At 36.6% G+C, this 13,103-nt stretch carries 12 protein-coding genes and 1 pseudogene; 10 read left to right on the top strand and 3 right to left on the bottom strand.

What is annotated here, in order from left to right; translation table 11 throughout:
- The first annotated feature begins 116 nt into the window (after positions 1 to 116).
- The 4 genes from ACZ11_RS10865 (at position 117) to ACZ11_RS10850 (ending at position 3,779) form a co-directional block, all read left to right on the top strand.
- A complete protein-coding gene (locus tag ACZ11_RS10865; protein ID WP_049667158.1) occupies positions 117 to 1,175 on the top strand; it encodes a FecCD family ABC transporter permease in 1,059 nt (352 codons plus the stop codon).
- Positions 1,176 to 1,949: an ABC transporter ATP-binding protein gene (locus ACZ11_RS10860; protein WP_049665994.1), complete on the top strand. Its 774-nt coding sequence runs from the start codon at positions 1,176 to 1,178 to the stop codon at positions 1,947 to 1,949.
- Positions 1,950 to 2,010: 61 nt separating this feature from the next.
- A complete protein-coding gene (locus ACZ11_RS10855; RefSeq protein ID WP_049665991.1) occupies positions 2,011 to 3,009 on the top strand; it encodes an ABC transporter substrate-binding protein in 999 nt (332 codons plus the stop codon).
- A gap of 50 nt (positions 3,010 to 3,059) precedes the next feature.
- On the top strand, positions 3,060 to 3,779 hold the full coding sequence (locus ACZ11_RS10850) for a nitrite/sulfite reductase domain-containing protein (protein ID WP_236690839.1): 720 nt from the start codon (positions 3,060 to 3,062) through the stop codon (positions 3,777 to 3,779).
- Positions 3,780 to 4,233: 454 nt separating this feature from the next.
- Here ACZ11_RS10850 and ACZ11_RS10845 read toward each other — a convergent pair whose 3' ends face one another.
- A complete protein-coding gene (locus tag ACZ11_RS10845; RefSeq protein WP_049665988.1) occupies positions 4,234 to 4,746 on the bottom strand; it encodes a peroxiredoxin family protein in 513 nt (170 codons plus the stop codon).
- A gap of 90 nt (positions 4,747 to 4,836) precedes the next feature.
- A pseudogene (locus ACZ11_RS27370) lies at positions 4,837 to 5,032 on the bottom strand (TnsA endonuclease N-terminal domain-containing protein); the annotation flags it as partial.
- A gap of 412 nt (positions 5,033 to 5,444) precedes the next feature.
- Between ACZ11_RS27370 and ACZ11_RS10840 the strand changes: the two are divergent.
- The 6 genes from ACZ11_RS10840 to yiaA all read left to right on the top strand — a co-directional run bounded on the left by ACZ11_RS10840 (position 5,445) and on the right by yiaA (position 11,939).
- Positions 5,445 to 5,888: a MarR family winged helix-turn-helix transcriptional regulator gene (locus tag ACZ11_RS10840; RefSeq protein WP_082172747.1), complete on the top strand. Its 444-nt coding sequence runs from the start codon at positions 5,445 to 5,447 to the stop codon at positions 5,886 to 5,888.
- Between the two features lie 71 nt (positions 5,889 to 5,959).
- Positions 5,960 to 7,723: an ABC transporter ATP-binding protein gene (locus ACZ11_RS10835; protein ID WP_049665986.1), complete on the top strand. Its 1,764-nt coding sequence runs from the start codon at positions 5,960 to 5,962 to the stop codon at positions 7,721 to 7,723.
- Complete coding sequence (locus ACZ11_RS10830; protein ID WP_049665984.1) at positions 7,716 to 9,542, top strand: ABC transporter ATP-binding protein; 1,827 nt, start codon at positions 7,716 to 7,718, stop codon at positions 9,540 to 9,542. The genes ACZ11_RS10835 and ACZ11_RS10830 overlap by 8 nt, the downstream gene beginning before the upstream one ends.
- A 228-nt stretch (positions 9,543 to 9,770) precedes the next feature.
- Entirely contained in the window at positions 9,771 to 10,646 is an 876-nt protein-coding gene (locus tag ACZ11_RS10825; protein WP_049665983.1) for a phosphotransferase family protein, read from the top strand.
- Between the two features lie 140 nt (positions 10,647 to 10,786).
- The gene (locus ACZ11_RS10820; protein ID WP_236690838.1) at positions 10,787 to 11,203 is read left to right on the top strand and encodes a hypothetical protein; all 417 of its coding nucleotides are present in this window, start codon (positions 10,787 to 10,789) and stop codon (positions 11,201 to 11,203) included.
- A gap of 241 nt (positions 11,204 to 11,444) precedes the next feature.
- Positions 11,445 to 11,939, top strand: a complete 495-nt coding sequence (gene yiaA / locus ACZ11_RS10815; protein ID WP_049665980.1) for an inner membrane protein YiaA — start codon at positions 11,445 to 11,447, stop codon at positions 11,937 to 11,939.
- Positions 11,940 to 12,125: 186 nt separating this feature from the next.
- Here yiaA and ACZ11_RS10810 read toward each other — a convergent pair whose 3' ends face one another.
- Positions 12,126 to 13,082, bottom strand: a complete 957-nt coding sequence (locus ACZ11_RS10810; protein WP_049665978.1) for a LysM peptidoglycan-binding and 3D domain-containing protein — start codon at positions 13,080 to 13,082, stop codon at positions 12,126 to 12,128.
- Positions 13,083 to 13,103: the final 21 nt, after the last annotated feature.

The following is a 13,103-nucleotide window of genomic DNA, read 5'->3' as shown; positions in this document are numbered from 1 at the left end:
TGAACCACGAGGATGGTTGTAGTGACTGGGAAGAGACGCCCTTTATTTAACTATGACATCCTCTTGTAAACAAGGGGATTTTTTTTTTGCCCTTTGCTTTAAGAGAGGAGAGCGTTTTGAAGAATCCAACAACAAGAAAAATCAACCTACTCTTGTTAGTATTGACTGGTGTCGTTCTAATATCCTTGACGTTAGCGATAATGGTAGGCTCTGTGTCTATTACACCTACTATTGTATGGCGCATTATTTTATCGCATATCCCGTTCAATCCACTTGGCATTACATCAGATTGGAGTCGTTCGCAGGAAATCATCATATGGCAAATTCGTACTCCCCGCGTAGTACTTGCCATACTAGTCGGAGCGGGTCTTGCAATTTCGGGAGCTGCTATACAAGCTTTAGTTCGCAATTCAATCGCGGACCCCTATATTTTGGGAGTATCTTCCGGTGCATCTGTCGGGGCTACATCTGTTATTTTACTTGGTACTTTTTCATTTTTAGGTATGTATGCGCTATCATTTGCTGCTTTTCTAGGTGCGACTATTGCAGTACTAATCGTGTTTTTCTTAGCACGAGTTGAGGGGCGAATTTCAGTTGTTCGATTATTATTAGCCGGAATTGCCGTGTCACTAGTTTTGTCAGCAATGACGAATTTTATGCTGATGATGACGAAGGAAGAGGGTGGCATAAAGGCAGTGATATATTGGATGATGGGAAGTCTAGCTGGAGCGAAATGGGTGAATATAATGATTCCGTTCGTAGTTTTAACGGTCGTCTACACAATTTTACGTCTCCATGCACGCCATTTGAATTTACTTTTACTAGGTGAAGAATCTGCTGTTACGCTGGGGGTTAATATAGAGAAATTTCGATTGCTACTAATTTTATTAATTTCCCTATTAACAGGTGTCCTTGTTGCTGTAAGTGGTGCAATTGGCTTTATAGGCCTAATTATTCCACATATCGTCCGCATGATTGTCGGCTCAAATTATAAGTTTGTACTGCCAGTCAGTGCATTAATTGGTGCGATATTTTTAATATGGGCTGATGCAGTTGCGCGCATAGTGATTGCACCTGAGGAGATGCCGATTGGAATTATTACTGCTTTATGCGGATGCCCATTCTTTATATGGATGTTGCGTAAGCAAATGTATTCTTTCGGGGAGGAGAATTAGATGGTATACGTAGCAAAAAACCTTACTTTTGCCGTGCAGCAGGTGAAAATATTAAACAATGTTTCTATACATATTCAAGAACGTGAGTTTGTGGGCATAATTGGCCCTAATGGCAGTGGGAAATCGACCCTATTAAAAAATATGTACCGTATACTACAACCTCAAGAGGGAGAAGTATTTTTATTTAATGAAAATATTTATAAGCAATCTTCTAAGGTGATAGCAAAGCAACTAGCCGTCGTAGGGCAGGAAACACCAGTGCTATTTGAGTTCACTGTTAAGGATCTTGTTGCAATGGGACGTACACCGCATAAAAGGCTTATGGAAGTGGATACAAAAGAAGACCTAATTATTGTCGAGGAATCGATGAAGCAAGCAGGCGTACTGCATTTAAGTGAACGTACTTTTAGTTCATTATCGGGTGGTGAGAAAAAACGAGTCATTGTTGCAAGGGCATTAGCGCAACAGGCTAAGGTCATGGTATTAGATGAGCCAACGAATCATTTAGATATTCAGCATCAACTCCAACTCATGGATTTAATTCAGAGTTTGCCGATCACAGTCATTACGGCCTTGCATGATTTAAATATTGCGGCAACTTATTGCGATAAAATATATGTTTTAAAGGACGGAGAAATTGCGGCGTATGGAACTCCGTTTGATGTATTAACACCAACATTGCTACAAAAGGTGTTTGGTGTACATGCTGAAGTTAGTGTACATCCTGTCACGAAAAAGCCGCAGATTTTTTATATATCTGAGCAATTTTTATAGTTAGTTAAGAAGTCATAGATTTCTTTCTATATATTTTTTTACAAAAAAAGGAGAAGTAGACATGAAGATATTAAAATGCGTATGGCTTGTTCTTGCAATCGCAATGCTAAGTGTTTTAGCGGCTTGTGGTAGCGATGAAAAACAGAATTCAGCATCGCAAACTGAACAAGTCGAGCCAGCAAAAGCAGGAGCGACGGAAGTAACGATTGACAATAACGATACGACACAAGTCTATGCGGAAGCACCTAAAAAAGCAATTAGCTTAAATCAGCATGTGACAGAGATTATGCTAGCGTTAGGCTTAGAGGATTCAATGGTCGGAACAGCATATTTAGATGATGCAATTTATCCACCGTTACAGGCAGCGTATGAAAAAGTTCCGGTATTAGCTGAGCAATATCCAACAAAGGAACAAGTAATTGATGCAGGAGCAGATTTTTTATATGCAGGCTGGAAAAGCGGGTTTAGTGAGAAGGGTGTCGGAACACCAGAAGAACTAGAAGCACTTGGCATCCACACTTATTTACATACATCTTCAAGCATTAATAATCCTAAGTTAGAGGATATTTTCGGCGATATCCGTAACATTGCTAAAATATTCCACGTGGAAGAGCGTGGAGAAAAGTTAATTGAGCAAATGACAAAAGATGTAGAGGACATTCGTACGAAACTTCCGCAAGAGGAGGGTAATTTACGTGTTCTTGTATTTGATAGTGGTGAGAAAGAAGTTTTCACTGCTGGACAAAACTTTATGAATGAACTTGTGACAATAGCAGGTGGAAAAAATATTTTCGGTGATGTTGAGTCTGGCTGGGCAACCGTTTCAAAAGAAGATGTAGTTGAGCGCAACCCTGAAGTTATCGTTATAATTAACTATGGTTCAACTACTGATGTTGAAAAAATTAGGTTCCTAAAAAATGATCCAGCACTAAAAGAAACGGAAGCGGTATTAAAAAGACGTTTCGTTATTTTACCACTATCAGCAGCGTCTGAAGGTGTTCGTGCGGCTGATGCAATTCGAATTTTGGCACAAGGATTTTATCCAGATAACTTTCATTAAAGAAGCGGAGCTAGCCATGTGCTAGCTTTTTTCATAGGAGGAGGGTAAAAATGACTATAAATGCTTTCAGCCATAACATTCCTGAAAAAACATTTGCTAAGTTAAACAAAGAAGGTGAATATACACGTCTTGCTGTGAGTCCTGGCATTATCAATAAACATTATACACCAGCACAATTTCAAACAATTGCGGAGGTAGTCGGAGTGAGTGGCGCTATTAAATACTCTGCGTCCTACAGTATGCTACTATCCGTACCGACGATAGAATTAACGACGGCCAAAAGGAAGTTGGAAAAGGCGGGCTTATATATTGCAAAGCAAGGTCAGATTGTAGCTATGAAGGCTTGTGATTTTTGTGATGGCGATAAAATGGAGGCAGCTCAGATTACAGAGGAGCTGTATCAGCAGCTTGAAGGCTTGGAAGTACCAAGCAGGATTCGCATTAATATGAATGGCTGTGCATCAGCTTGCTATAATGCCGTTTATGATGATATGGGGCTTGTATATCAGAAAGATAGCTTTGATGTGTATTTAGGGGCTGTTCCGATGGGGAAAAATGCACAGGCAGGGGAGCTATTTGTGAAGAAAGTGCCTGTTCAGGATATCGAAAATCTTTTGCAGGAAATAATTAGGATCTATAAAGAACTTGCTCACCAAAAAGAACCTTTTTATAAGTTTTACAAGAGAACAAAAGCAGCAGACTATTGGCAAACGATAAAAAATCATCCAGGTAATCGAATGACACGAAATAAGCTTTTGAATATGCCATAAAACCCATAATAGATGCAAAGCTATTGTGATCGTTTTTAAATGAATTTGGAACGTGGATGGTTAGTGAAGCTGATTAATGGTTACATATTACTATAATCCCAATAGAGAATTAAACATGAAAATATAATCTAATTAATAACTTACGAAATTCGAATTCACGTTAGTAGCTACGAATGGAAATAGATTTGTTTTTTGCCTACACTATTCACGTTATAACTGACGAAATTGATTCCACATACAGAAAAAAGGTAATCTCATCTTAGTCATGTCTAAGATGGGATTACCTTTTATTTTTACGCATTTTAAGATTTTAGGTCAATCGTATAATAGCAAATAAAGTTTGATCAAAAATACAACTTGAATTCAAATTTTTACAATAATAAAAAAATCCATTCGAGATTAATCATTTTCTACTTATGTTGCTCTACAATTGCGCACAATCAAATATTTTTATTTATTGATTTGTCTTTAAATTCTTTCCAATATATTGGACAATCTTGCGAAGTTCAGTAGATGATGGGCGTCCAAATGGACTTGTTTGTTTTTGTTGATATAGTAGTTGTCCATTTTCATCAACTAGGAAATAAGCTGGCTCTCCATGCGTACCATGATCCTCATAGGGTGCTTCTTCTCCGTGATAAAACACATCATATGCTTTTAATGTTTTTAACTCTTCATCTGCTAAGACAGTAAAGGTAAGATTGTGCTCATCAACCATTTTCTTTAAATTTTCCAATTGATCCGTTGAGATTGTAATTAGATGTACATTCTTGTCTTTAAAATAACTTTTGTTTTCTTCAAGCTCTTTTAAGTCATGAAGACAAACAGGGCACCATGATCCTCTGAAAAAGATAATGAGATGCCAACTTTTATGTTGGTTTTGATGTGATACAAAAGAGAATTCTTCTCCATTAACTGCTGGAAGAGTAAAATCGGGTACTTTGTCACCTAAATTAAATGTGGACATACTTATCCTCCTAAATTGAATATTGAGCACTGGTACGGTTTTGGAACTCCTTTATATTATTTCTTATTTTTATTTAGATATGTAAAATAAAAAATTGATACCCTTCTGTTGCCAATATTCTCGTTCGATCTCAAATTTTTCGAGTACATGTTCCTTTTAGTAATTTGTCCTTTATTTGATTTTGTGGGCTACCTCAAACAATCCTTGTTCTTTATCAACGGTTAATTAAAGATTCCTTTGTCATCACGATCGGCTCACCAGTTTTAGGATCAGTAGTGTGTTTAATGCCTAACTAACAGTAAAAACAATTGTTTCTTCCTAATACAAAGCTGTAATATATTCACGTACTCAGGCTTAGAATAGCGAAAATGTGCATTGTATTTTGACAAGTAAAGGCATACTTTATTTCAAAGCAACAAGAAATTTCGGTTTTTTTGCACCGTGTACAGTTTCTTGAATTTGGAAGCAAAACCACTTATTTATATAACTAAAAAGTGGTTTTGCTTTTTTGTTGAATTTTTTGCAGTTAATATGGCAAACTGAATACGAAGATAAATCTGAACATGATCCATCTTTCACCTAGTGGCATAAGCATCTTACGAATAAATTGTTAAGTACGCCTTGCTCCACTTGGGACAATATAATAGTATTTAAATACTAAAGTTAGTAGGCTAACATTTTGGATTGGAGGTAGAAGATTGAGCAAAAGGAGATCAGTTGGGTTAGAGTTGCGTACATTGTCGCTTTTAATGAGAAGACAATTGGATCAAACCACATGGACTACGCTAACGGAAAGAGATAACCTTACTGCAATGCACGGTTGGACGATTAGTTATCTTTACAAAAACCAAGATAAAGATGTGTTTCAAAAAGATTTTGAACGAGAATTTTCTATTCGTAAATCAACAGCATCTAGAATACTGAAATCTATGGAAAATAATGGGTTAATCACAAGGCAAACTGTTCCATACGATACAAGACTCAAAAAAATTGTCTTAACCGAAGATGCGCTGAAAATACACGACAGTATTATGACTCGTAGAGCAAAGCTTGAACAAAAATTATTAACAGGTATTCCGGAAGAGAAACTTGAAGTTTTTTTTGAAGTGATGGATGCTATGAAAGAGAATATTGAATCTTGAAGAAGATGCTATTTGGAATTTTTTTGTTAATAAATAGTTAGCATGCTAACTAAATGAGGAGGACTGCAAACATGTTGAAAATATTTAAATACTTAAAACCAAAAGAATGGACGCTTATCGTAGTCAGTATTGTGTTCATTGTAGGGCAAGTTTGGCTGGATTTGAAGTTGCCGGATTATATGGCTAAAATTACGACCCTTGTACAAACAGAGGGCAGTAAAACGAGCGAGATATGGACAGCTGGAGGGAAGATGCTTTTATGTGCCCTTGGCAGTATGATTTTGGCAATCATTGTGGGCTATTTTGCAGCAAGGGTAGCAACGTCTCTTTCAAAGGAATTGCGAAAAGGAGTATTTAACAAAACTCTATCTTTCTCTATGGAGGAGATTAATGGTTTTTCAATCGCAAGCCTAATTACTCGTTCTACTAATGATATAACGCAAATACAGCAAACTGTTGCAATGGGTCTTCAAGTTATGATCAAGGCTCCTATCCTTGCAACATGGGCTATTTTGAAGATCATGGGGAAAAGTTGGGAGTGGTCAGCGGCAACAGGAGTAGCTGTCATTGTCTTACTTATTTTGATAGGTAACCTAATCATCTTTGTGCTACCGAAATTTAAAGTTGTTCAAAAACTGACAGATAATCTTAACCGAGTAACAAGAGAAGGTTTAACTGGTATTCGTGTTGTTCATGCTTATAACGCACAAGGGTATCAGGAAGAAAAATTTGAAAAAGTAAATAACAATTTAACTGATACAAATCTTTTTGTGAACCGCCTTATGGCCCTTATGCAGCCAGGGATGGGTCTGATTATGTCAGGTTTAACTCTTTCAATCTATTGGATTGGAGCGCATGTAATTAATAATGCAGCCAGTATGGATAGAATTGGTAAGTTTAGTGATATGGTCGTATTTTCATCTTATGCAATGCAGGTAGTTATGGCATTTATGCTATTATCAATGACATTCATTTTGCTACCGAGAGCAGCAGTATCTGCAGCACGTATTAATGAAGTACTAAATACACCTCAGACAATTATTGATGGAGAAATAAAATCGTCGCCTAAGGGAATCGAAGGTGAAATCGAACTGCGTAATGTTAGTTTTAAATATCCTGATGCAGAAGACTATGTTTTAAAGGATATTAGCTTTACAGCACATAAAGGCGAAACTGTTGCTTTTATCGGTTCTACGGGTAGTGGTAAGAGTACGCTAATTAATTTAATCCCAAGATTTTACGATGTGACTGAGGGAGAGGTATTAGTCGACGGCATAAATGTGAAAGAATATGCACAAGAAGCTCTTTATAATAAGCTTGGCTACGTTTCTCAGAAAGCCGTATTATTTTCAGGTACGGTAAAATCTAATGTTGCCTACGGTGATAACGGCCAGACTTCATCCACAGATGAGGAGATCAAAAAAGCGGTAGAAATTGCCCAAGGGCAAGAGTTTGTGGAGAAAATGGATGGCGAATATGATGCGACTGTTGCACAAGGTGGTACAAATCTTTCAGGGGGACAAAAACAACGTCTTTCTATTGCAAGAGCTGTGAATAAAAATCCAGAAATCTTTATTTTTGATGACTCTTTCTCTGCTCTAGATTATAAAACTGACCGTCAACTTCGTTCTACTTTGAAAAAAGAAACGAAAGGTGCAACTTCTTTGATTGTGGCGCAGCGAATTGGAACGATTAAAGATGCTGATAAAATCATTGTTCTTGATGAAGGTAAAATTGTTGGTATGGGGAAACATAGTGAATTATTGAAAACTTGCAACACTTATCAGGAAATCGCCTATTCGCAGTTATCGAAGGAGGAGTTGGAAAATGAGTAATACACAAAATAAGCCTCGAAAAGGTCCCGGTGGTCCAGGTCATATGATGGCTCCTGGAGAAAAGCCAAAGAATTTTAAAAAGCCTATGGGAAAGTTGATTGCTTATTGTAAACCTTATTTACCAGCGATCATCTTTGCAATTGTATTGGCAGTTGTAGGAACAATTTTCACGATCATTGGACCCAATAAGCTGAGTGAGATTACCGATTTAATAATGGATGGCATGACTGGTGAGATTGATATTACTGCAATAGGAAAAATCGGTCTGTTACTTGCTATTTTGTACGGGTTGAGTTTTATCTTCAATTATATTCAGGCGTTTATTATGGCAACTATTACGCAGCGAGTTTCCAAAAGGTTACGGACAGATATTTCGAACAAAATCGATAGATTACCATTGAAATACTTCGACTCTACAACCTACGGCGATGTGTTAAGCCGTGTGACGAATGATGTGGATATGATTGGACAGTCTCTAAACCAAAGTATTGGTTCGTTAGTGTCAGCGGGAGTTATGTTCTTTGGATCTTTGATTATGATGTTCTATATTAATGTTACGATGGCTCTTTCTGCCATTGCTGCAACTTTCATTGGATTTGTATTTATGACCTTTATTATATCCAAATCTAGAAAGTACTTCGTACGCCAGCAGCAAGACCTTGGTAGAATAAATGGCCATATTGAAGAAATCTATTCAGGACATAATGTCATGAAGGTTTATAACGGTGAAAAAGCGGCAACGCAAGAATTTAATGAAATCAATGAAAGTCTATTTAATAGCGCTTGGCGAGCACAGTTTATGTCAGGGATGATGATGCCTCTCATGATTTTTATTGGAAATTTAGGTTATGTTGTTGTTTGTGTAGTAGGTGCTGCTCTAGCGGTGAAAGGTTCTATTACATTTGGTGTTATTGTTTCATTTATGGTGTATATCCGCTTATTTACGCAGCCGTTGTCTCAGTTAGCACAGGCAGCTACAAGCTTGCAGTCAACTGCCGCAGCAAGCGAACGTGTATTTGAGTTCTTACAAGAAGAGGAGCTTAAAGATGAAAGTGATAAGAAAGTCACTTTAGATGCTAAAAATGTAAACGGTAATGTAGAATTTAAAAACGTTAAGTTCGGATATACGAAAGAGAAAATTATTATTAAAGATTTTTCTGCTCATATTAAAGCCGGTCAAAAAGTGGCAATTGTTGGGCCTACTGGGGCAGGGAAAACAACGCTTGTTAATCTTCTAATGCGTTTTTATGAAGTAGATAGCGGGGAAATCATGATTGAGGACGTATCAACTAAGTCCATTACTCGTAAAAATGTTCACGACTTATTTTGCATGGTGCTGCAAGATACTTGGCTATTCGAAGGTACCATTAAGGAAAACATCATTTATAACAAGGATCATGTAACCGATGAAGAAGTAGTAGCAGCTTGTAAGGCGGTCGGTTTGCATCACTTTATAAAAACATTACCAAAAGGTTATGATACAGTTTTAAATGATAATACAAGTTTATCTGTAGGACAAAAACAGCTTATTACGATTGCAAGGGCAATGGTTAAAAAAGCTCCATTGCTTATCTTAGATGAAGCTACTAGTTCCGTTGATACGCGTACTGAAGCGCTTATACAAAAAGCAATGGATAAATTGATGGTGGGTAGAACATCATTTGTTATTGCGCATAGACTTTCAACAATTAAAAACGCCGATTTGATTTTAGTTATGAAAGACGGAGACATCATTGAAAGTGGTAATCATGAAGAACTGATTGCAGAAAAAGGATTCTATGCGGATCTATATAATAGTCAGTTTGAAGATGCTTCTTAAAATTGAATACCATTATTTGCTTTTGGCTACTAGGGCAGTGTGTAGCTTCTTAAATAAGTAAGATTGATAAAAATCACCTCGTTCCTTAGAGGTGATTTTTTTATTGGATATTTATGTTAAAATGAATTTGAATTTTGTGAAGAAATGTAGTTAAACTAACTGCGCAGGATAGTTCAACAAGAGTTTAGGAATCAAAACAATTGAAAGAGACCAAAGGGGTATTTCTAAATGAATAATAACTTTATTGAAAACATTCAATCCTGTTATTCTGACCTTTCCATTGAAGACTTTTATCTTAATGAAATTGGACAGAATAATGATGTGTTAATTGTTAACAAATCTTTGGTTTTTAGATTTCCAAAATATAAAAATGGCATCATTCAATTAAGAAGAGAGACGGAAATTTTGAAATATATTAAAGGGATCGTTTCCACTCCTATTCCGAATCCGATTTATCAGTCTTTTGAAGAGGTAGAACCAGGTAAGGTCTTCACTGGCTATAAACTTATAGATGGTGTTCCTTTGTGGAAGGAAAGTTTAACCAATGTTAAGAGTGTTGAATTGGTGAAGAGGTTGGCAAATCAACTTGTTTCTTTTCTTGTAGAACTCCATTCAATTTCAGGAGAAAAAGCAAGTCGAGATTTGAAACTAAAGGTACGTAATCCTAGTGAAGAGATGTATAACCTGTATGATAAGATTCAAAATACATTATTTCCTTTTATCAGAAAAGACGCTCAAAAGGAAATATCACAATCCTTTGAAACGTTCTTAAAAGGGAAAGCATTCTCAAATTTAGATATAACACTTATACACGGAGATTTCGGAGCATCTAACATTTTGTGGAATCCAGAAACAAGTATGATTTCAGGGATAATAGATTTCGGTGGTTCTGGTTTAGGAGATCCAGCATATGACTTTGCTGGCATACTCTCTAGCTATGGTGAAGAATTTTTTGAAATGTGTATTAACCTATATCCTAACGGTAATGAAATATCTGAACGAGTTAATTTTTATAAAAGTACATTTGCTTTACAAGAAACCTTGCACGGGATTGAGAATGACGATAGACAGGCTTTTGAAAGTGGACTAAAAGATTATAGATAGATTACATGTCCAACTAAAGGGTGCGTTGATTAAAGATCATTGAGTTGCATAGTCAGCTCTTTTTCTCTCATGAAAGAACGTAATAATCTTTTATTGTCTGTTGTGTAGCGCTAGTTTTGCTATTCACATGGATGGTTAAGGTGAAACCGATTTTAGCATTGACTGGAACACATATTCATATAAAAGGAGGAAATGATAAGTTGAAACTGATTTGTAAAGCATGTAATTTAGAAATTTCTGAACCATTGGCGGAATTAAAAGACCTGAATTTGATTAATGAAAACGATGGTCAAGATTATATTCCTAGAGGCTTTTATTTAATTCAACAGGAAACAGCTTACGAATTATTAAAAAGTTCTATCATTATCAACATCAAGGATTTAATTAATTCAAACCGGCATTCAGATAGCAGTAGGTTAAATGGTTGTTGTGGTCTTGACGGCTGTGATGGAATGAACAGGGTTTGCTTGAATGACCACGAAATTGGTACAGAATACTCTGATTGTTGGAGGTATCATAAAGTTGTATTAAATCCAGAGTTAGTACAACTTATTTAAGATTTACACTCATATCTCATGCAGGCCTAAGCGCAAAGACGATTCCGGACGAGGCATAATAGACCGCGGAAACCTAATGGTTGTGAAGTTATGTTATTCATGCTAATGAGCATATACTTTAATAACGAAGATCTTTATTTATCGTTCAACTTATTGACAGGTTAGTTTTGCAAAGAAGGTGCACTATAGTGACTCTGGTGCTCCATTTTTATTAGATTAAAAGTTGGAGGCGAAAAATTGAATGTCCAATGATAATGAAGTTTTATTGGATGAAGAAAAACGAAATGATTTAAAAGTGAAAGAAGAAAGGAAAGTAGACAGGAAAGAAGAAAGGAAAGAAGGAGAACCGACTTCAGCCTTCAAAGGGGCTTCGTGGGCAGCTCTATTAGTAGGTGTTGCGTCTTATCTTATAGGTTTGTTTAACGCAACTATGCAATTGAACGAAAAAGGATTTTACTTTGCAGTTTTAGTATTCGGACTTTATTCGGCGATATCTTTACAAAAGGCAGTTAGAGATAAAGATGAGGGAATACCTGTTACTAATATTTATTATGGCATTAGTTGGTTCGCACTTATTGTATCTATTGCATTAATGGCCATCGGTTTATACAATGCAGGAAGTATTATTTTAAGCGAAAAAGGATTTTTTAGTATGGCATTTGTCCTTAGTTTATTTGCAGCTATAACGGTTCAAAAGAATATAAGAGATACACAGAGGGCAAGAGACAGAGGTTGAGTTATGTTCCACAATGGAGCAGAATCTACTATGCTGCAAGGAGTTTCCTTGGCTCGTTAGATTGGAAAGGCTGAAAAAATAAGCAAAAAAGAACCCAATCTGGTTCTTTTTTTTGCTTATTATAAGGTTTTAAGTCATCTTTTTGTACATGTATAGAAATCCTAAGGATAGGCTGAAATAGATATATTAGTTTAATATTGTGACCTTTAATTTTTTTACTCCAAAATTGATTGCATCCTGTTGAGAAGGAATAAAGACATCGATTCGATTCCCTTTAATGGCTCCGCCAGTATCTCCTGCGATCGCTTCACCATAGCCTTCTACATAAACTTTACTACCAAGTGGAATGATAGCTGGGTCAACTGAGATGACCTTTGCATTTGGGTTTGTTTTAAGGTTGATTCCAGTAGCGGTAATACCGGTACATCCCTCACATGAAGCCGTATAGGCTGAAGCTTCCACTGTAATCTCCTTTGCAGCAGTCTTACTTGTTGATGGAGCGGTTGCTTCAGGTGTATGAACCTTTGCAGCAGTCTTACTTGTTGATGGAGCGGTTGCTTCAGGTGTATGAACCTTTGAAGCGGTATTACTTGTCGATGGAGCAGTTGCTTCAGGTGTATGAACCTTTGCAGCAGTCTTACTTGTTGATGGAGCAGTTGCTTCAGGTGTATGATCCTTTGAAGCTGTTTTATTTGTTGATGGTGCGGCAGCTGAAGTTGTAGTTCCCTTTGATTCATTTGCTGCAGGCATTATTGGTTTTTCAGTTACAGCCGTATTACTAGTTTTCAAACCATCAAAGATGAATAATTTTAAACCTGGATGAATGAAATCAGTCTGTAATTGGTTCCATTCTTTAATTTGCGAAACTGTTACTTGATGATCTAGGGCTATGTCCCATAATGTATCACCTTGTTTAACGGTATATTGTTTTTGCTGTGCAATGGTTAGGACATCCCCGGGGTGAATAAGGTCGGTAGTAAGATGATTCAACGTTTGGATATTTTCTACAGATGTATTATTTGCACGTGATAGATCCCAAAGGGTATCTCCTTTTTGTACGGTAATCGTAGCAGCTTGAGCATTAGCACTAAAAGTTACCGAGAGCATTGCAACTGGTACAATTGATATAATTTTTTTAAGCATTTTTTTATCCTCCATGTTCTT

Origin of the sequence: Lysinibacillus xylanilyticus, assembly GCF_001183605.1 — a bacterium.
Lineage (GTDB): Bacteria > Bacillota > Bacilli > Bacillales_A > Planococcaceae > Lysinibacillus > Lysinibacillus xylanilyticus.
Note: the sequence above shows the minus strand (reverse complement) of the source record. Positions and strands in the feature narration are given on the sequence as shown.

Bases quoted from the DNA above. Each gene is read 5' to 3' on its own strand.
- ACZ11_RS10830 (WP_049665984.1), top strand. From the start codon at position 7,716: ATGAGTAATACACAAAATAAGCCTCGAAAAGGTCCCGGTGGTCCAGGT.
- ACZ11_RS10850 (WP_236690839.1), top strand. From the start codon at position 3,060: ATGACTATAAATGCTTTCAGCCATAACATTCCTGAAAAAACATTTGCT.
- yiaA (WP_049665980.1), top strand. From the start codon at position 11,445: ATGTCCAATGATAATGAAGTTTTATTGGATGAAGAAAAACGAAATGAT.
- ACZ11_RS10810 (WP_049665978.1), bottom strand. From the start codon at position 13,082: ATGCTTAAAAAAATTATATCAATTGTACCAGTTGCAATGCTCTCGGTA.
- ACZ11_RS10835 (WP_049665986.1), top strand. From the start codon at position 5,960: ATGTTGAAAATATTTAAATACTTAAAACCAAAAGAATGGACGCTTATC.
- ACZ11_RS10860 (WP_049665994.1), top strand. From the start codon at position 1,176: ATGGTATACGTAGCAAAAAACCTTACTTTTGCCGTGCAGCAGGTGAAA.
- ACZ11_RS10825 (WP_049665983.1), top strand. From the start codon at position 9,771: ATGAATAATAACTTTATTGAAAACATTCAATCCTGTTATTCTGACCTT.
- ACZ11_RS10845 (WP_049665988.1), bottom strand. From the start codon at position 4,746: ATGTCCACATTTAATTTAGGTGACAAAGTACCCGATTTTACTCTTCCA.
- ACZ11_RS10855 (WP_049665991.1), top strand. From the start codon at position 2,011: ATGAAGATATTAAAATGCGTATGGCTTGTTCTTGCAATCGCAATGCTA.